Source organism: Neisseria sp. P0006.S009, assembly GCF_051962915.1.
Taxonomy (GTDB): Bacteria; Pseudomonadota; Gammaproteobacteria; order Burkholderiales; family Neisseriaceae; genus Neisseria; species Neisseria subflava_E.
The window spans coordinates 208,066-227,765 of the sequence record NZ_JBQCUV010000002.1; the positions used below are offsets into that span (position 1 = coordinate 208,066).

At 50.9% G+C, this 19,700-nt stretch carries 15 protein-coding genes and 1 pseudogene; 8 read left to right on the forward strand and 8 right to left on the reverse strand.

Annotated elements, in window-relative coordinates:
• Positions 1–164: 164 nt before the first annotated feature.
• Complete coding sequence (locus ACTHTK_RS04800; RefSeq protein ID WP_440378438.1) at positions 165–1,058, reverse strand: LysR family transcriptional regulator; 894 nt, start codon at positions 1,056–1,058, stop codon at positions 165–167.
• Between the two features lie 14 nt (positions 1,059–1,072).
• Here ACTHTK_RS04800 and ACTHTK_RS04805 point away from each other — a divergent pair, with 14 nt between their 5' ends.
• Both ACTHTK_RS04805 and ACTHTK_RS04810 read left to right on the forward strand, forming a co-directional pair.
• Positions 1,073–1,546, forward strand: a complete 474-nt coding sequence (locus ACTHTK_RS04805) for a CidA/LrgA family protein (protein ID WP_004518974.1) — start codon at positions 1,073–1,075, stop codon at positions 1,544–1,546.
• 15 nt (positions 1,547–1,561) lie between these two features.
• Positions 1,562–2,257, forward strand: a complete 696-nt coding sequence (locus ACTHTK_RS04810) for an LrgB family protein (RefSeq protein ID WP_003748143.1) — start codon at positions 1,562–1,564, stop codon at positions 2,255–2,257.
• Between the two features lie 80 nt (positions 2,258–2,337).
• Here ACTHTK_RS04810 and ACTHTK_RS04815 read toward each other — a convergent pair whose 3' ends face one another.
• The 3 genes from ACTHTK_RS04815 to ACTHTK_RS04825 form a co-directional block, all read right to left on the reverse strand.
• Entirely contained in the window at positions 2,338–2,799 is a 462-nt protein-coding gene (locus ACTHTK_RS04815) for a hypothetical protein (protein WP_440378439.1), read from the reverse strand.
• A gap of 308 nt (positions 2,800–3,107) precedes the next feature.
• A complete protein-coding gene (locus tag ACTHTK_RS04820) occupies positions 3,108–3,200 on the reverse strand; it encodes a methionine/alanine import family NSS transporter small subunit (protein WP_036493939.1) in 93 nt (30 codons plus the stop codon).
• Positions 3,200–4,735, reverse strand: coding sequence for a sodium-dependent transporter (locus ACTHTK_RS04825; RefSeq protein WP_107723799.1), 1,536 nt, complete (start codon positions 4,733–4,735; stop codon positions 3,200–3,202). The genes ACTHTK_RS04820 and ACTHTK_RS04825 overlap by 1 nt, the downstream gene beginning before the upstream one ends.
• A gap of 776 nt (positions 4,736–5,511) precedes the next feature.
• On the opposite strand from ACTHTK_RS04825, the gene gap reads away from it, so the two are divergent.
• Entirely contained in the window at positions 5,512–6,540 is a 1,029-nt protein-coding gene (gene gap / locus ACTHTK_RS04830) for a type I glyceraldehyde-3-phosphate dehydrogenase (protein ID WP_440378440.1), read from the forward strand.
• A gap of 100 nt (positions 6,541–6,640) precedes the next feature.
• Complete coding sequence (gene uvrD / locus ACTHTK_RS04835) at positions 6,641–8,848, forward strand: DNA helicase II (RefSeq protein ID WP_440378441.1); 2,208 nt, start codon at positions 6,641–6,643, stop codon at positions 8,846–8,848.
• Positions 8,849–9,103: 255 nt separating this feature from the next.
• On the opposite strand, the gene ACTHTK_RS04840 is transcribed toward uvrD, so the two are convergent.
• Positions 9,104–9,580 carry a hypothetical protein gene (locus tag ACTHTK_RS04840; RefSeq protein ID WP_063068390.1) on the reverse strand — a complete coding sequence of 159 codons (477 nt, stop codon included), beginning with the start codon at positions 9,578–9,580 and terminating at the stop codon, positions 9,104–9,106.
• Positions 9,577–9,828 carry a helix-turn-helix domain-containing protein gene (locus tag ACTHTK_RS04845; protein WP_004518984.1) on the reverse strand — a complete coding sequence of 84 codons (252 nt, stop codon included), beginning with the start codon at positions 9,826–9,828 and terminating at the stop codon, positions 9,577–9,579. Before ACTHTK_RS04845 ends, ACTHTK_RS04840 begins: the two co-directional genes overlap by 4 nt.
• A 66-nt stretch (positions 9,829–9,894) precedes the next feature.
• Here ACTHTK_RS04845 and dndC point away from each other — a divergent pair, with 66 nt between their 5' ends.
• Genes dndC through ACTHTK_RS04865 form a run of 4 tightly spaced genes read left to right on the forward strand, consistent with a single transcriptional unit; the run spans position 9,895 to position 14,897 of the window.
• Positions 9,895–11,007: a DNA phosphorothioation system sulfurtransferase DndC gene (gene dndC, locus ACTHTK_RS04850; RefSeq protein WP_107723957.1), complete on the forward strand. Its 1,113-nt coding sequence runs from the start codon at positions 9,895–9,897 to the stop codon at positions 11,005–11,007.
• Entirely contained in the window at positions 11,004–11,228 is a 225-nt protein-coding gene (locus ACTHTK_RS04855; protein WP_070587968.1) for a DNA modification system-associated small protein, read from the forward strand. The genes dndC and ACTHTK_RS04855 overlap by 4 nt, the downstream gene beginning before the upstream one ends.
• Before the next feature lies 1 nt (position 11,229).
• Positions 11,230–13,284, forward strand: coding sequence for an AAA family ATPase (locus ACTHTK_RS04860; RefSeq protein WP_440378442.1), 2,055 nt, complete (start codon positions 11,230–11,232; stop codon positions 13,282–13,284).
• A gap of 11 nt (positions 13,285–13,295) precedes the next feature.
• Positions 13,296–14,897 (forward strand): FtsK/SpoIIIE domain-containing protein, encoded by a 1,602-nt coding sequence (locus tag ACTHTK_RS04865; protein ID WP_070587965.1) that lies wholly within the window; start codon positions 13,296–13,298, stop codon positions 14,895–14,897.
• 86 nt (positions 14,898–14,983) lie between these two features.
• Here the strand turns inward: ACTHTK_RS04865 and ACTHTK_RS04870 are convergent, their stop codons facing one another.
• Together ACTHTK_RS04870 and ACTHTK_RS04875 are read right to left on the reverse strand one after the other, a co-directional pair.
• Positions 14,984–18,271 carry a DUF2339 domain-containing protein gene (locus ACTHTK_RS04870; protein WP_440378443.1) on the reverse strand — a complete coding sequence of 1,096 codons (3,288 nt, stop codon included), beginning with the start codon at positions 18,269–18,271 and terminating at the stop codon, positions 14,984–14,986.
• 176 nt (positions 18,272–18,447) lie between these two features.
• A pseudogene (locus ACTHTK_RS04875) lies at positions 18,448–19,700 on the reverse strand (sel1 repeat family protein); the annotation flags it as partial.

Genomic DNA, 19,700 nt, shown 5'->3' on the forward strand with positions numbered 1-19,700 from the left:
GCGAACTGGGAAGGTCCATAATTCGAGCCTGCTGAGAGGCGCAGAGTTGTAAACGGTGCATATTCTACTCTTTTTTAGGCCGTTTTACCATTTTTAACGGGAAAGGCCGTCTGAAACCGGGTGATAGCGACACCCTTTTTTTCAGACGGCCTGATGATTTGATTTTATTTGTTTCGCCTGCCGAACGCTTCCCTGACCACGGCCAACCAAGCCCTTAAGGCCGGCGTCGGGCGTTGGTGTTTCTTCCATGCCATGGTGAGCTGCCAACGGATTTCGGGTTCGACCAAAGGAATGGCGGCAAAGACATCGGGATTGATTTTTCGGGCATAGTATTCGGGTAACAGGGCAATGCCCATATTGTGCGCCACCATGTCGGCAACCAAATTCCATTGTCCGGTACGGCAGACAACATTGGGCGTAAAACCTTGATTGCGGCAGGCCGTCTGAATGGTTTCGTTGAGGGAAAAGCCTGCACCAAAAAGGATGAAGGGCTCGTGTTGCAGGCTTTTGAGCGTCAGCGCATCGTGTCTCGCCCGATTTTTCGGCATCAAGACCACCAGCGGATAGTCGCACAACGTGATGCTGTCGAAGTCTTCGTGAACCGGCGCGAGCAGCTGCCCGGCATCGAGTTCGTTGTTGCGCAGGGATTGCTCGATGGCGAGCGAACCTTGTTCCAAAAACGACAATTCTATGTCCGGCCATTTTTGGTGGAAATCAAACAGCGCATGACTGAGCAAATCGCTGCCGAACAAGGCCAAACCCAAACGCAGCGTCCCGCTTTTGACATGGCGGTAATCGTCAACGCGGGCCAGCAGCAAATCGCGTTCGTGTAAAAGGTTTAACGCATGGCGATAGACTTCTTCGCCGATTGCGGTCGGCTGCACCTGCCGCTTTTTGCGTCCGTTTTCTCTGCACAAAAGCGGCACGCCCAATTCTTCTTCCAAAGACTGGATGATTTTGCTGACCGTCGGCTGCGTCAAATTCAACGCGGAAGCCGTGGCCGAAAAACTTTGCAGGCGGATGAGTTCGGCAAAACAATGCAGGCTTTTGAAATCCATTATTCCTCTAAGGCATGATTATTCGTTTAATAATTCATATTATGCAGAAATTAGGTTTCTATAATCAAGCCTTTCATTCAACACACACCCATATCATGGATTCCCTCACCAGATTTTTTCAGACGGCCTTGCAGCTTGCCATCATCGGCGCAGTATGGGGCGTCTCCGACCTTATCGTCCGCTTCACGCATCTGCCTGTTTCTTCAGGCGTATTGGGCTTGTTCCTCATGCTCGCCCTTTTAGGGCTCGGCATCATCCGCCCGGGCATGGTTGATCGCGGCGCAAAATGGGCATTGGGCGAACTCGTCTTTTTCTTCATCCCCATCATGGTTTCCGTCTTGCAATATCAAGACCTGCTGATGTCCGAAGGTTGGCAGCTGATTTTGACCATCGCCGTCGGCACCGCGCTCGTGATGATCAGCACCGCCCTGACTCTCGATTTCTGCTACCGCTGGAAACGCCGCCTCTACAAAAAACTCCACTCCTAAAAATAGAGAATAAAAATGGACTACACTGCCCTCGCCTGCTTCATCTGGACTTGCTTTGCCTATGTCGTTGCCAAAAAAATCCACCGCAAAAAACCCTTAATGATTTTCTCCCCCGTCGTTACCGTCTCCGTCAGCACCATCCTCCTGCTGCTGGCATTCGGCGTCAATTACGACACCTACCACAAATATACCCAAGGCATCGTCTTCCTGCTCACTCCGGTTACCGTTGCCTTTGCCGTCCCCATTTATGAAAACCGCGAAGTCATCCGCCGCCAGCTGCCCATCCTCTCCATCGCCATTATGGTGGGCATGTTTGTCGGCGTAGTCAGCGCATTCCTCATGAGCCATATGTTCCACTTCAACAACGAAGTAACCAACAGCCTAATGGCGCGCTCCATCTCCACGCCGTTTGCCGTCGTCCTCGCCAGCGAAATCCACGGTTCAGCCTCGCTCGTTTCCCTGTTCACCATCATCACCGGCTTTGTCGGCATGATATTCGGCGACCTGTTTTTGGCCTTCACCCGCATCCGTTTCCACACCGCCAACGGCGTGGCATTCGGCAATGCCGCCCACGGCTTCGGCACATCGCGCGCCGGACAACGCCACGAAACCGAAGGCGTGATGGCCAGCCTGACCATGATTTTGGCCGGACTGTTTATGGTATTGTTTGGCCCGACCATGGTGCATTTGGTAATTTGGATGATGAGTTAGGCTTCGTCCTGATGACCATACACAAAAAGGCCGTCTGAAACATATATTGGTTTCAGACGGCCTTTTATATTATGGAACGATTACAGTTTGAAAATAGAAGCCTCTGCTAAATCATGAATGGTATCCAACGCAGATGAACCTGTACCATTGCTTGAATAGGTCGCATTGTCTGAGGAAAGACCGACAGAAGAATCAAGAGGATCAGCCTCACCAAACGCACGGCTCAAAAGTTCATCACCATCGAAAGCTTTGGATTCCAATATCGGCTTCGCGGCCGGCTGCGCAGGCTCGAAACCTTCCCACTCACGCGGATCAAGGCGGATGATATGGTCATCATCATAGCCGTCATTAGGCCCTTTGCCTTCTCCTGAAAAAGTGCCATCCCATTCGCGCGGATCGAGGCGGATGGTATGGTCATCATCATAGCTGTCATTAGGACCTTTGCCTTCTCCTGAAAAAGTACCGTCCCATTCGCGCGGATCGAGGCGGATAACAAAATCTTCAGAATCACCTTCTTTACTTGGTTGATGTACTTTAGCCATAAAATTCTCCTTAACAAATAAACGGATACTGTACCTAATGCCTCATAAAGGCATTGCGGACTTTATTCTAAAACAAAGAAAACAGCGGGCAAAGATTGAAGGGAACAACGGTTTATTAACACGATAATCGGATTTAAATCTTTTTAAAACAAATAGATATAATTTATACATCATACCTGGTCATCCATTATTAAAAATCTCGCCCATGCCGTCCACCAAGATGATTCCCCCTCTTCCGTCCCCTTGCCATGCGGCAAAAAGGCCGTCTGAAAAATGACTTTCAGACGGCCTTTTCATTTGCTCAAGCCTTATTCTTTAGGCAGGCGCAGGACGGAGACGATGAATCCGCCCCAAATGACAATCAGTGCGACAAGCATCATGACAATAGCTGAAGTGCTCATTATTCTTCTCCTTCACGTTCGTGTTCATGTTCGTCTTTGACGTTGAAGCCCTGACCGTGTTTCCACGGCAAGAACGACAGCAAGACTGACAATACGAGGATGGCGCCCACCATACCCCAACCGAAGATATTGAGGAAGCTGTCAGGATAGCCGCTGTAATTCTCTTTTAAGAGGCCGGCAGTATCCTGATAAAGCATATAGCCGAGCATAGCGACAGTAACCACCACGCTGGCGGTCCACACTTTGCCGACACGGATGGAAGACAGCGCGTTCAAGTGGTTGCGCAGTTCCGGCAGCTTGTTCAACAAGACAATCGCCAAAACGTAAACAAAACCGGAAGCCACAATGCCGTAAGTATTGATGAATTTGTCCAATACGTCCAACACAGGCAGGCCGGTGGTCGTACCGAACAGCAAGGTGGAAATAATCGCCATGGGAACGCCTGCAATCAGCGTTGCGCTGACACGGCCGATGTTCATTTTGTCTTGAATCGCGGCCACAATCACTTCAACGATGGAAATCATGGAAGTTACACCGGCAAACACCAGCGAGCCGAAGAACAATACACCAATCAACGCACCCATCGGCGCTTGGTTAATGATGGTCGGGAACGCAATAAACGCCAAACCGATACCGTTGGATGCCACTTCGCTGACTTCTTTGCCTGCCGCGTGCGCCATAAAGCCCAATGCTGCGAATACGCCGATACCGGCGAGCAACTCGAAGCTGCTGTTGGCAAAGCCGACAACCAAGCCTGTGCCGCCCAAGTCGGTTTTTTTCTTCAGGTAAGAAGAATAAGTAATCATGATGCCGAAGCAGATGGAGAGCGAGAAGAAGATCTGGCCATATGCGGCTACCCAGACTTTCGGATCCGCCAAGCGGCTCCAGTCAGGCGTAAACAAAGCGTCCAAACCTTTTGCCGCACCCGGCAGTGTCAGCGCAATGCCCACCATGATGACAAACATCACCACCAACAAAGGCATGAAGAATGTGGATGCACCGGCTACGCCTTTTTGCACGCCCAAAGCCATAATCGCCAGCGTAAACACCCACACGGCAATCAACGGACCGGCAACTTTGCCAACAAAATCCAAGCCCAAGTCTTTGGCATCGGCCATTTGCAGGAAGTCTTTGAAGAAGAATGCCTGCGGATCCGCACCCCATGCCGAAGTCAAAGAATAATAGGCATAGCTTGCCGCCCAGCCGACAATCACGGCGTAGTAGATACAGATGATGACGTTGGTCAGGAAGTTCCACCAACCCATCGGCTCAAACAAACGGCCGAGGCGGCGGAAAGCCAAAGGTGGCGAGCCGCGGTAACGGTGGCCGATGGCATAGTCGAGCAGCAACAGCGGAATACCCGCCGTCAACAGCGCAACCAAATAAGGGAGGACGAAAGCACCGCCGCCGTTGTCGAAGGCGATGTAAGGGAAACGCCAAATGTTGCCTAAGCCCACGGCCGAGCCGATGGCGGCAAACATAAAGGCACGGCGACTGCTAAACGTCGCGCGTTCGCTGGATTGAGAATTTGACACAATGAACCTCTTAAAAATCGAGTGTCGTCAAGGCCTCCCGGCCTTGCGCGTATATATTTAGAAATCAGGCCGGACAAACCGGCCGGTTAAAATAGATATTCGGACAAGGATAATATCCGGTATTTAAAGAATGCACCGCTTATGGCCATGCAAACATAATCTGACCTTATCGTAAAAAAATTTAACACTGTTGGCAAGTCAGTATTGCATTAAAATCGCAAGGAAAATCTTCATGCACTACGACTAAAATCTTCATACACTTCTTTATATACAAGCCAAACGCAACACCCAAGCCCCGTTTTTCCCTCCCCTTCCCACTGACAGCCGCCCTCGCCGCAAACCGCCTTTTCCTTATCCAGTAAGGAAAAGCGGCAACCCAACGCATTCAAATCCCCCGTCATCAAAATGTTTCAGACGGCCTGTTTTCCTTCCGTCCAATCCGGGCCGTCTGAAAATTTCACTGTTGCATGTTGTAATCAAGAAACCGTCCCAAAATTCCGTTTAATATAAACAAAAACAATCCGCCTTTTCCCGTTTCCTTCATTACCATGATTTAAAACGAACATAAAACACCAAAAAATGGAATTAATAAAAATAAAATTTCAAAAAATATTAAATAACATTAAATTTAAACCTGCATTTCTACTCTAATCATCTACAATCAAAAATAATCGAACCTAAATTTTTCAATAAAACATTAATTACACAACACTACATTTTTGCTATAATTGCCGCCATTCAATCCACAACCCAAACCCAAAAGAAGAGGAAAAGCCATGGGTATCAAAGTTGCCATCAACGGTTACGGCCGCATCGGCCGCCAAGTAGTGCGCGCTATTTTCGACTACAAACTGCAAGACCAACTCGACATCGTTGCCATCAATGCCAGCGGCAGCATCGAGACCAATGCTCACCTGACCAAATTCGACACTGTTCACGGCCGCTTCAACTCTGAAGTTTCCCACGATGAGAAACACCTCATCATCGACGGTAAAAAAATCCCTTACTTCTCTACCCGCAACCCAGCCGAATTGCCATGGGGCGAATTGGGCGTTGACCTAGTAATGGAATGTACCGGCGCGTTCACCAGCAAAGAGAAAGCCAAAATCCACTTGGAAAGCGGCGCGAAAAAAGTGCTGATTTCTGCTCCCGGAGGCGATGACGTTGATGCAACCATCGTTTACGGCGTAAACGACGACGTAATTACCAACGACATGACCGTTATCTCCAACGCGTCTTGTACCACCAACTGCCTGGCGCCTGTTGCCAAAGTGTTGAACGAAAACATCGGTATCGTAAACGGCGTGATGACCACCATCCACGCGCTGACCAACGACCAAACGGTAACCGACGTACGCCACAAAGACCTGCGCCGTGCGCGTAGCGGCGTGGAAAACATGATTCCGACCAAAACCGGCGCAGCAAAAGCCGTCGGTTTGGTATTGCCAGACCTGAAAGGCAAACTGGACGGCCTCGCCATCCGCGTACCGACCGTCAACGTTTCCTTGGTTGACCTGAGCTTCCAAGCAGGTCGCGACACTTCCGCCGAAGAAATCAACGCTCTGATGAAAGCCGCTTCCGAAGAAGGCCGTCTGAAAGGCGTATTGGCCTACAATACCCTGCCACTGGTTTCCATGGATTTCAACCACACTACCCAAGCCAGCACATTCGACTCTACGCTGACCAAAGTCACCGCAGGCAAAATGGTTAAAGTGTTCGCATGGTACGACAACGAGTGGGGCTTCAGCTGCCAAATGCTGAACACCGCTCGCCGTATGTTCGGTTTGGAAGTACGTCCGTTCTAATCGGCTTCCAACACAAAGGCCGTCTGAAACATCTTTTCAGACGGCCTTTTGTATTTCCTTTAAAATATCGCATTCCCATTTATTTTCAGACGGCCTCTTCATGTTTCCCAACGAATCCGCCCCCAACCTCCTGCAAGGCTTAAACCCCGAACAACTCTCCGCCGTAACCTGGCCGCCGCAATCCGCCCTCGTTTTGGCAGGCGCAGGCAGCGGCAAAACGCGCGTGCTGACCACGCGTATCGCCTGGCTGTTGCAAAGCGGACAAGCCAGCGTGCACAGCATTATGGCGGTAACGTTTACCAACAAAGCCGCCAAAGAAATGCAAACCCGTTTGGGCGCAATGATTCCAGTCAACGTCCGCGCCATGTGGCTCGGCACGTTCCACGGCCTCTGCCACCGCTTTTTACGCCTGCACCACCGCGATGCAGGCCTGCCCTCTTCCTTCCAAATCCTCGACAGCGGCGACCAGCTTTCCCTGATCAAACGCCTGCTCAAAAGCCTCAACATCGCCGAAGAAATCATCGCGCCGCGTTCGCTGCAAGGCTTTATCAACGCGCAAAAAGAATCAGGCTTGCGCGCTTCCGTCTTGAGCGCGCCCGATCCGCACACACGCCGCATGATTGAGTGCTACGCCGAATACGACAAAATCTGCCAATGCGAAGGCGTGGTCGATTTCGCCGAACTCATGCTCCGCAGCTACGAAATGCTGCAAAACAACGAAATCCTGCGCCAACACTACCAAAACCGCTTCAACCACATTCTGGTCGACGAGTTCCAAGACACCAACAAACTGCAATACGCATGGCTGAAACTGATTGCCGGCAATAACGCCGCCGTCTTTGCTGTCGGCGACGACGACCAAAGTATCTACCGTTTCCGCGGTGCAAACGTCGGCAACATGACCGCGCTGATGGAAGAATTCCACATCGACGCGCCCGTCAAACTCGAACAAAACTACCGCTCCGTCGGCAACATCCTCGCCGCCGCCAACGCCGTCATCGAAAACAACGACGAACGCCTCGGCAAAAACCTGCGCACCGACGCAGAAGCAGGCGACAAAATCCGCTACTACTCCGCCTTTACCGACCTCGAAGAAGCCCAATTCATCGTGGACGAAACCCAAGCCCTCGAACGCGAAGGCTGGGATTTGGACGAAATCGCCGTCCTCTACCGCAGCAACGCCCAATCGCGCGTCATCGAACAAAGCCTGTTCCGCAGCGGCATCCCCTACAAAATCTACGGCGGCCTGCGCTTTTACGAACGCCAAGAAATCAAACACGCGCTCGCCTACCTGCGCCTCGCCGTCAATCCCGACGACGACAACGCCCTCTTGCGCGTGATTAACTTCCCACCGCGCGGCATCGGCGCACGCACCATCGAAAACCTTCAGACGGCCTCAAACGAACAAGGCATCACCCTCTGGCAGGCAGCCTGCAATGCCGGCGCAAAAGCCACCAAAATCGCCGCCTTCGTCCGCCTGATTGAAGCACTGCGCAACCAAGTCGGACAAATGCCACTGTCCGAAATCATCGTCGGCATCCTCAAAGACAGCGGCCTGACCGAACACTACCAAACCCAAAAAGGCGACAACCAAGACCGCCTCGACAACCTCGACGAACTCGTCAACGCCGCCATCGAGTTCAAACCCGAAGACAGCAACTTTGAAACCCTGCCTGAAAACATTTCAGACGACCCCGCCTTCCCCATCCTCGCCTTCCTCAGCAACGCCGCCCTCGAATCCGGCGAAAACCAAGCAGGCGCAGGCGAAAAAGCCGTCCAACTCATGACCGTCCACGCCTCCAAAGGCTTGGAATTTAACGCCGTCTTCCTCACCGGCATGGAAGAAGGCCGCTTCCCCAGCGAAATGAGCCTTGCCGAACGTGGCGGCCTCGAAGAAGAACGCCGCCTCATGTACGTCGCCATCACCCGCGCCCGCAAACGCCTCTACATCACCATGGCGCAACAACGCATGCTGCACGGACAAACCCAATTCGGCATCGTCTCCCGCTTCGTCGAAGAAATCCCACCCGAAGTATTGCACTACCTGTCGGTCAAAAAACCCGCCTACGACAGCTACGGCAGCACGCGCCAAACCACCGTACAACGGGACAAAATCATCGATAACTTCAAACAGCCGCAAACCTACGCAGGCTTCCGCATCGGCCAAAATGTCCGCCACGCCAAATTCGGCACCGGAGTCATCATCGATGCCGTGGACAAAGGCGAATCCGCCCGACTGACCATCAACTTCGGCAAACAGGGCGTGAAAGAGTTGGACACCAAGTTTGCAAAACTGGAAGAGATGTAGAAGGGAGATGGCAGAGGCCGTCTGAAAACGGGAGGAGCAATTTTGCCGAAACCTCCGCCGTCATTCCCTCGCAGGCGGGAATCCAGAAGTAGAAATGTAGGTTGGATACTCGTATCCAACAAAAACATTGACGCGTCTATCGTTTCCGAAAAAAACGCTGTTGGAAAATGTCGGATTCGAGAATCCGACCTACGGCTGCTGCTTTTGGGGCGATGAAAAAGCAGCCTGCACTTTAAATTTCACTCGTTTCCCTGCTCATAAGATTTCAAACAATTGTGCCAACAGCACATCCTGCAGCACCACCCGCGTTTCGGCCTGCCGAAGCAGCCGTGCGAGTAGTGCATCGATTTCTACGCCCGAAACAGTTTGACGCAGGCTGGATAAAGCCTTCATGCGGTTTTTTTGTTCGAATGCATCTTCCATACCAGGTTTGACACAAAAATACCAAAACGGCTCGGTCCTCATGTGGTAGAGCGGCATGCCGAAATTTTCTTGGTGGTATGCGTTTGCCACCCACCGCTGCCATTGCTGTCTGAATATTGCCTGCCATTCTTCCAAAAGCGTATCCGAAAAATCAATTTTTTCTGTGTGCAGGCTGCCTGATTCATACAGCAGGCATAAACTGTATAGAAGGATGAATTTATGCGGGGCACGGTTGTTTGCTTGTGTAAAACTTGTATGCAGGCTGCGGAATTGTTCCGCATATTTTAATAATGCTGCCAAATCTTTCATACCGCTTCCTTCTGCAAACTTTGCAATACCTCCTCCGGTTGCCAATTCAATGCGCGGCAATAATCAATAAACTCAAAGATATCCAGCCGCCTGTCACCTGTTTCCACTTTTCCTACGAACGAATGCACCACATTCATCCGTTCCGCCAATGCACGCTGCGACAACCCCAAATCCAATCTTCTGCGGATAAGGAGTTGTCGCAAATAGGTGTGTTCGGCAGAGTGTACCGACAAACGAATATTTCTCATGCGCTCCGATTTTAGGTACAATCACGCATGCACCTGTTTTAGGTGCAAATAAGAAATATGTATAAAATGACCGTAATACCCATACACCCTGCCAACCCGTTCGACGCTATACGCCAAAACATCACTGAAGAATATTTGAGCGAAACGCAGCACTACCCTTGGATTGTTACCTTTTCAGGCGGCAAGGACAGCACCCTTGTCGCCCATTTGGTGTTTGACATGCTGCTTTCGCTGCCGCCGATGCTGCGGACGCGGCAGGTGTTCTTCATTTCCAACGACACGCTGGTGGAAAGCCCGCTGGTAGTGAAACACATGCGCCAATCTTTGGCAGAAATTCTGCGTGCCGCTGAAATTTTCAGGCTGCCCGTCAGCGGCGAAATCACCGTGCCGAAATTGCAGGACACCTTTTGGACGCTACTCATCGGCAAAGGCTACCCCACGCCCAACCGCTCAATGCGCTGGTGCACCGACCGCCTGAAAATCCAGCCTACTAGCGGCTACATCCTGCAAAAAGTAAACGAAAACGGCAAAGCCATCATCGTACTGGGCGTGCGCAAAGACGAATCTGCCACCCGCAAAGCAAGTATCGAAAGCCACCAAAACTTGGAAAACAGCAATCTGACCCCGCACAGTGATTTGAAAAACGCGTTGGTGTACCGACCGATTGTCGATTTGAGTACCGACGACGTGTGGGAATTCCTTGCTGCCAACGACCCGCCCTGGGGAGGCGCACACAGCGATTTAATCAAGCTCTACCGCGAAGCCGCTGGCGGCGAATGCCCGATTGTACTGTCGCAGGAAGAAGCCCCTGGCTGTGGCACCAACTCTAGCCGTTTCGGCTGTTGGACGTGTACGGTGGTCAATAAAGATAGAAGCCTGCAAGGATTTGTGGATGCGGGGAAAACCGAATTTGCACCGTTAATTGAATACCGCGACTGGCTGGTGGACATCCGCAACAAACCCGAATACCGCCAGGCCGAACGGCGCAACGGAAAACTTACGTTCAAAGGCGGCAAACACATCCCCGGCCCGTTCACCATAACGGCGCGGCAGGAAATGCTGGCGAAGCTGCTAAAAGTGCAGGCTGCTTTCGGCGAAGAACTGATTTCGCAGGACGAAATCGACCTAATCAAACAGATTTGGACGGAAGATATTTTGAAACAAGGAGACAGACGATGAACCCGGAAACCGAAGCACAAATTGCCGACCTACTGCTGTGGCGCGACCACGACGCGCGCCATTTGCTGGAAGTGGCCGCAAAAAAACACAATGTCAAAATGGAAGCGGCGGCGGAGCTTCTTGCTTGGGCGCGCCAGGTGCGGCGCAAGGGTGACAAATACGGCGGCATGAAGCAGAAGCTGGACAAAATCTTCGAACAACAGGATTTATGGGGGAAATAAGGTGTATATCAAGCGAATAAAACTGAAGAATTTCAAGTCCTACGCCGAAGCTGAATTTGAATTTCCCCCGCCTGAAAAAGGGCGAAACCTGATTTTGGTCGGGGCGGAAAACGGGCACGGCAAAACTACGCTGCTGGAAGCGATATATCTGTGCCTGTATGACAAAGACGCGATTGACAATTTCCAGCGTGCCGGTTTGGTCGACAGCAGATTCAAATACCGCGATTTCATCAGTCAGTCCTTATATAAGGAAGCCACTGCCGCCTTTGCGCGCTCTTATGAAATAGTGCTGGAAATGGATTTGATGGAAAGCTATGCCTTTGGCGAACGGGGTATCCGTATTGTTCGTAAATGGTATTTCGACCATTTGGGCCTCTATCAGGAAGAAAGCAACCAGCTGCTTTTGTATTACATAGGCAAAGACGGCCTGAAAAAACCTATAGACGGTGAAGAAATCCAAGAATATTTGGAAGATTACGGCCTGCCGTCAGAATATTCTGCTTTTTTCTTTTTTGATGGCGAACAATTGGTCAATATCGCCAAGCAGTTTGGTGCGGGCGGCTGGATGAGCGGCGCACTGAACAAACTTTTGGGCATCGACCTGCTTAAAGCCTTGCAGGCAGAGGTGAGAGAATACGGGCAGAAGCTATACAGCGAAAAGGCGGGTGGCAGGCAAAAAGAGCAGCTTTCTGAAGCCGAACGCCGTTTTCAGGCTGCCTCTGAAGAGTTGGCGCGTCATACCGAAACCCTGCAACAGTGGCAGCGGCAGAAGCAGGAAACCGAAGCTCGGCAGGACGACTTGCAGATGCGGTTGCGGGGCGCGGGCAGCACTCAGCATTCCAAAGAGCTGATTGCCCAAATCGAACAATGTGAAGCCGAAACCGCCCAACTGAACCAAAACATTCAGGCAGCCTTGTTAGCCTTGCCGCTTGCCCTACTGCCTGAAAGCGATATCACCGCCCTGAAAACGCAGCTTCACGGTGATTACCGCCGCCTGCTGCACGAGCAGGGCAAAGAGCAGAACGCGCACCGGTTGGAAGAATTCTGGCAAGCGTTTTCCAACAATCCCAACACGCTGGAACTACTGACGCCGAAAATCCTGAAAGACGAACTGCTCAAACGTGCTCTGAACGAATCATGGAACGTTCTGTTCGATAAACTGCCGCCAGATGCATCTGACCCCATGCAGCACAATTACTTGGACGATTCATGCTTTCAGGCTGCCTTCGAAAACATCGCCCGCATCACATCGCCTGACAACGACCTCGGCAGCCTAAACAAAGAGAAAAATCGCCAGGAAACCACACTGGCCGAACTGAAACGCTGCTACGAACAGCAGAAAGACAGGCTTGTCGATTCCGACCGCCTGCGCGAAGAATTGGAGCGTGTTCAGAAAGAGCTGGCCGAAGCCAACCAAAAACTCGGCGGCGTGCAAAACAGCATCGAGCGCAGCCAAACCGAAGTCAACCGCCTGAAAACCGAATGGGAAACCCTGCAACAGGCACTGATAGACAGCCTGCCCAAACAGCAAAAGGCCGAGCGTGCCGAGGCCGTGTGCCGCCTGATAGACGACTTGGCCGTGCAACTACGCCGCAGTAAACTGGATGCATTCCGCAAAACCGTAAACAGCCTGCACAAGAAAATCGCCCATGACAAACAAATCGACGACATCGAAATCGACGAAAATGGCAACCTGTCGCTGTACAGTCAAAACGGCATGGCTATCGACTTCCAGCCGCTTTCCCACGGTGAAAAGAAAATACTGGTTCTGACCCTGATTGTCGCATTGGCTGAAATTACCGATTACCAAGTTCCCTTCGTGGTCGATACCCCGCTCACATCTTTGGACACGCGCCATTGCGACAACCTAGTGCAATACTGGATGAATTTAAACCGCCAAGTGATTATTCTGGTGCAGAGTGCCGAAATCGATTCCGAAACCTATCAAAAGCTCAACGCACAAGGATGCATCGGCAAGAGCTACCTTATCCGTTCTCAAATCCTGCAAGGCGGTGGAAAATGCGCCACCGTTACTCCGCACGCCTATTTTGAATAAAGGGAAACGCTATGTACGAATTGGACGACGACAAAATCTGCAATGACAAATACTGGGTAACGCTGACTGAAAACACCCACATCAAATCCAGCGGTGAAGCGGCCAAAATCCTAAAACGGCTCGAAAGCGACGGCGTGCTGCCTAAAATGCAGAACCATGAATGGGCGCGGCTGTGCATCGCCTTCTGCTTTGCCAAAACCAAAAATATAAATATCAAAGATTGGGAAAAGAAACCCGGCATGGACGGTGGTTTGGAAATCGCATCGTTCAACACTTGCTTTAATCAAAACGGCAAAAAAGGCGAAGAAAAATTTTGGCTAGCCTACATCAGCCAGCGCATGTTTGATGAAGTGCCGGAACAGAAATTCACCAAAAAAGACCTGTTTACCTACATCCAACTGGCATGGCACAACGGCGCGAAACTGCTGGAGGAACGTTACCGGAAAGCCTTGGACTACTGTGACGGCAGCATCGTGGAAGCCAAAAAAATATTCTTTGACGAACTGGCCGGCTTGGCGGCGCAACACAGAGACGGTGGTTCGGACGGTGCTACACAGGCCGTTTCAGGCAGCCTGCACCCGGCCGCTTCCGCTATGGAAGAACAAACCTGCATCAAACTCAAAACCGCACTGGACAAAACAGTCGGCAAGGGCGGCACGATACAACCAGAATACGGCGGCGTACGCTACGACTGCCTGCGCGTGCAGTTCGACCGCTATGTGGATTTGGAAAAATACCACAGCCAGATTTGCTCCGAATTAGGCATCGGCGATGACGAAATGCGCTGCGGACGCATACGCGGCGAAGCCAATACATGGCACATCAATATCCTGCGCCCGCAAGACACTTGGCGGCAATACGGGCAAAGTGAGTTTCAGACGGCCTTACAGCAATACCGCGCATCGGCACAGCAATTCAGATTGCCAGTGTGTATCGGTTTGGACGAACGCGGCGAACCCGTGTTTCAAGATTTTGCCACCGCGCCGCATGTGATGGTAGGCGGGGAAACGGGGGCTGGGAAATCGGTACTGGTGCGCTCAATGCTGGCTTCCCTGTTCGAACTCGCTCCTCAGAATGAAACGGAAATCGTCGTGTGTTATTGCAAAGTTTCTGCGGATTTCGCCGCCTTCAAAGACCGTCCGAATTTATGGCAGGGGCGCATAGTCAGCGATGCGGAAGAAGCTGCTGAAATATTGTCGTCTTTTGCTGACGAGATGGATAAACGATACCGCCTGATGGACGAATACGCTGCAAAGGATATTGCAGAAGTCCCACAGCACGCCCGTCCAAAATATGTTGTTATCGTGATTGACGAACTGGCCGACCTTATCGATGTCAGCAGTGACGCAGAAGGGCATTTGGTACGGCTGGCACAAAAAGCGCGCTCCGCAGGAATGTATCTGTTATTGGCAACGCAACGCCCCGATGCGAAAACACTCAGCGGCCGCCTACGTGACAACCTGCCGACCAAAGTTGCGTTGAAAACAGGCAAACGCCAGTCTTCCGAGATTATCTTGGGCGAGCGCGGTGCTGAAAACCTGACGGCCAAAGGCGATCATTTGGTCAAATGGAACAATGAAGCAGCACGTTTTCTGCACGGGTATAATGTATAATTTGTTCAACCATCCTTTGCAAAGGTCTCAGGCCGTCTGAAACTTAAATGGGGTTTCAGACGGCCTTTTCCTTTGGGGATTAGTGATTAGGCTTTAGGTTCACCATCATTCTCTGCTTTGGGCGGAACGGGGGCAAACCAGCCGACCAGAAGCAGCAGCAGGCCGACGATGATGAAGGAGGCAATGCGCTCGATACCGCCGCTGTTGGAAAGCTCGATCAGGAAGAGTTTGACGACCACGATGCCCATCAGCGTCGCGCCTGTCATCCAGTAGGAACGCTGTGTGCGGCGGTTGCCGAGTACCATCAAGATGATGGCGGTTACTGCCCAAACGACGGAGAGGCTGGCTTGCAGGCCGAAGGATTGCAGCATGATGTCGAGACGCCAAGTGATGCCATCGTAGAAATGCCATACGCGCATCACGCCTGCGCTGATCAGCATAAATGCCAAGGCGGCGACTGCGGTTGCCGTGGTACGGCGAAGCTCGGGCGGTAAGGCTTCAGGCAGGGATTTCAGGGCAAACCAAAGCATACCGGCGCAGGCGAGTTCCAATGGGTTAAGCACGGGAATATACGGCAACGGCGAAGGTTGGAACGGCGTGGAGAAGTTGGTCCACAGCATCCAACAGGCAGCGGCAAGGGCGCACAACGGCATAGCAAAATGCTGATAAATGGCTTGATGCCGTCTGAAAAATTCGCGGTGGCGTTGCGTATGGAAAACAATCCACATCGCCAAAGGCACGACAAGCCACGAAAGCTGCGCCCAAACGCCGTAAAAACGCTCGCCGACATACAGCGCCGTCCAAAGCGTCCACAGCACGCCGAGTATCGTGATATTGAGTTTATGCAACCAAGCCAGATCATGGCGCGGATAGTTGTTCAGAATGATGAAGTTCAATACGGTAGCGGCCACAAGCGGCAAGGCTGCGGCGGCTGTCACCGCATGCTCGGTATGGTAGGAGAGGAAATGCAGGCCAAACAATGGCAAGAATGCCAAATTGGTTTGCAGAAGCTCTTCCCATTTCAAACGTTTGGCAAACAGCAGCAGGCCGGCAAATATCGGCCACAACCACAACTGGGTAAACAGGGTTTCCTCGCCTGTCCATTGCATATAGAGGGCATAGCTGCCTGTTGCCAACGCAGTAAGCAGGATGATCCAGCCTGTAACCTGCGCAAAGTAAACCTCGTTTCCTTCCGGCTTTTCGGTTGCAACCGACACGCGTGGATATTGCAGCGCGTAGGCAGCCGCAAACAGCAAAGGCGTAGCGGCAATAAGGTACAGATGGCTCAGGAAACCTTGGGATTCATAAATAATACCGGCTTGCAGCAACAGGGCGAACAATACATTGCCCAAGGTAAATGTGATAAACACATTCGGCTCGTGTTTGCGCCGACAGAATGCCCACGCCGCCGCCAAAGCGGAAAGAGCGACAATGCTGCCGCGCTCGGCCAAGAAGAGCAAAGGCAAAATAGAGATGTACAGCAAGGCGGCAGACAACACGGCCGTCTGAACGGATTTTTCCCATTGCGCCGAACCTTCGCGACGCGAGAAATACCACAGCAAATAAATCGCCGCTCCGCCAAGCAACACCACAACCGTTGTAAACCACTGCCCTTCCAGAACGGTATCCGTGCCGAAGCCCTGATAATTGCCCAACTGAATCAGCGCCGCCAAGAGATAAACCATCAGCGCACCCAAACGGATATGCGGACGCTGTTGGCGCAGACCGAAGAAATAAACCAGCGCGGATTCGGCACTCCACAAAATAACTGTATTGCTTGGTTCAAAATAAAGCGGAACGGCAATCGTGAGGAACAACACCGCCAACGCAAAAAATGCCTGACGCAAAATATACAGCCCCTGCTGACGTTTCAGCAGCAGCGCGGCCAGTCCGTAAACAGCGGCAAAACCCAATGCGGAAAGCGCATCCGCAGACGGCCAATACTCCACCATGCGGTATTGCAGGCCGAACGCCGCCGCCATCGTGCCAAACAATAAAGTATGGTCGAGGACATGCACGCGCAGGCCGTGTGTATAAATACTCTTGCCGATTTCTTCCAAAGTCGCATTGTCGGCAATCGGCGTAACGCCGTCTTCGCTGTTTTCCGTCAGCTTACGGCGTGCGAACAGATACGCGATAAAGGTATAGAGCAGCCAGTGGTAAATCAAGAAAGGCTCGGTAGTGGCGAAATGTTGCGGCGTATAACTTCGCATGCCCCACAGCGCGGCAATGGCAAAAGTAGCAACAAAACCCGTCAGGTTCAGCTGACGCCATGCCTTAAACCAAGCAATCGCGGCCACACCGCCGTTGAGCAGGGCAAGATAAGAAAACAGCACCAAATAATTGCCGCTGCCGTCTGAAGTCAGCAAAGGCGCGGCCATACCGCCGATTAAAGCAACCTGCGCCATAATCTGCGCATTCTGCCTTACCGCCAGCCACGCCATCAGCACAACCATCGCCACCATCAGCCCGAACACGACCGACACAGGCAGCAGCGGATGCAGTTTCAACGCCGCCAACGCCGTCAAATACATCACCGCCACGCCGAAACCCTGCAACACCAAGCCATATTCACGCTTACGGCTTTGCAGCTTCCAGCCGCCGACCACCGCCGCCAAACCCGCGCCAGCCACAGTCAGATAACGCAACTCCACCGGCACATGAACCCGCTCGGAAGCATAGCGCAGTAAAAACGCCAAGCCGAGGAACAGCACCACAATACCGGTTTTTAACAGCGGATTGCCGCGCAAGAACCAAGCGACAATCGGATTGTCGGAAAACTTATACTCTCCGCCTTCCACCTTATCTTTATGGATAACGAATTGACGCGATGGCGCCTCTTCGCTTTCAGACGGCATCGAAGCAACAACAGCCTCTTCCTTAAGCAGCTCTTCTTGTTTAGCAGCAACCGGAGCAACCGCCTCGACAACTTCTTCCACAACAGGCTCAGATGAAGCAGAAGCTTTGGTAGGTACAAGATCAATAGGTATAGAAAAAGAAGGGGCAAACACCTCTTCAATTTTCTGCTTAACAGGCGCAGCTTCCGCCTCAGGCTCAACCCGAACATGAAGCGGCTCAGAGGCCGTCTGAACATCGGCAACAGGCCGAACCTCAAGCCCCTGCCCTACCTTCGCCTCATCACGGACAACCTCATGCTCCAACACCGACAAACGCTGTTTTAGCAGCTCGATTTCCTGCTCCAGCTTTTGCATCCTGTCGCCTGCCGTAGCAGATTCAGCCAAACGCTCTTCTTGGCGTTGTTTCGCAATCGACCAAGCAACCAGCCAAAACAACGACCCAATAATGACGCCGGTGAACATCTCATCAACAAAATAGCCGATAATAATAGGAATAAGCAGGCCGAAAAACTGCATAAAACACCTGTTTGATAACAATAAGAATATGCCGATTGTAACACCGGCAACATTATTCATGAAAAAAAGAGACAAAAGGCCGAGAATAAAAGCATACGGCGAATAGAATATAGAAAATCAGCATAGAAAAAGGCCGTCTGAAAATGTTTAGGGATTTTCAGACGGCCTTGGATTGATTAATCCTTCTTAATCGGCGGATTGGCATTGATCGGCAACGATGAGCGGGACACTTTAACATTTGGATAATGCTTGCGCATTAAGTGCTGAAACACTTCAGCCTTGCGATGATTTCCACTCTTTTCGTAATTCGTCCCCAAAATTACTTCATCAACAATATCGCGTATATCAGCGTAAGGCAGATAGACAGATTTTGTATCCTGACAATATTCAATTTCTTTAGAACCAATTTGTTCAATTTTCAGCAGGCGAAACTCTTCCTCGTCGCGGAAAGCAAAATCTTTAAACAGATAGCGGATATATTCCAAAGCTTTTTTGTCTTCATCATCAATTTTAGCTTTACCCTTGAAACTTTTAATTAACTGCCTCAATGCTTCTTCAAGCTTTCCCATACGAAGTTGATGCCAACTTGGATTTTCCCCTACAGGCTTTAATCGAATGCCAAATTTTAGGTTGTTTTTATTCAATAACCAAATTTTGCATTTTTCTTCAGCAATATATTCATCTGGATAAGCAATATAAGCCACCTGATAAAGCGGCAAGTTAGCATCTACTAAGTCTGACACTCCTGCTGATATTTCAGTGGATTCATTCGATGTGTCTGTAAGACTTCGAAATGAAGCTGAAATGTCTGGATCTTTCAACCAACGCCTTCTTTTATTAAATACGAGACAACAGCCCGATGCCTCCACACCATTTTCTTTACCATACAGACGGAACTGGTTCAAATCGTTGACACGACTGGAAAAGCAGGTAAAGAAAGCATTATAAACAGGGCAATCAACCTTATTATCCAATTCTAAATCCTGAAGATTCAGCAACTCTAACAGCCCTTCTCCTTCAGTAGGGTCGTTCATATAAGTGGAGCTACCCATCCTCATCGGACTAGTCTCTTTATCACTACCGATACTAAATAATTTTTCACATACAACAGACGAAGTGTAATGTGCAATGGGAATTGCTCCCAATTCTCTAGGCGTAATATTTAAAACTGCTAGAATAGCCGATATAACTCTAGTTAAGCTTCTTTTCACATCGGTTTTAGATAAATCTTCCTGTATTTTCCTCACTTTCCAGTCAAAATATCTTTGCCATTTTCTTTGCTGAAAAGAAATTCTCTCTTTATTATCTAAACCCTTGCCTTCGGCTTTCTTCGCTTGTTCAAAATAGCAACGACCTAGCCAAGATTGGGCATTGTTCTGTTTCTGGATACCGTTTTCACCCTCCAACTGTTTGGCAAGGCGCAACCGCT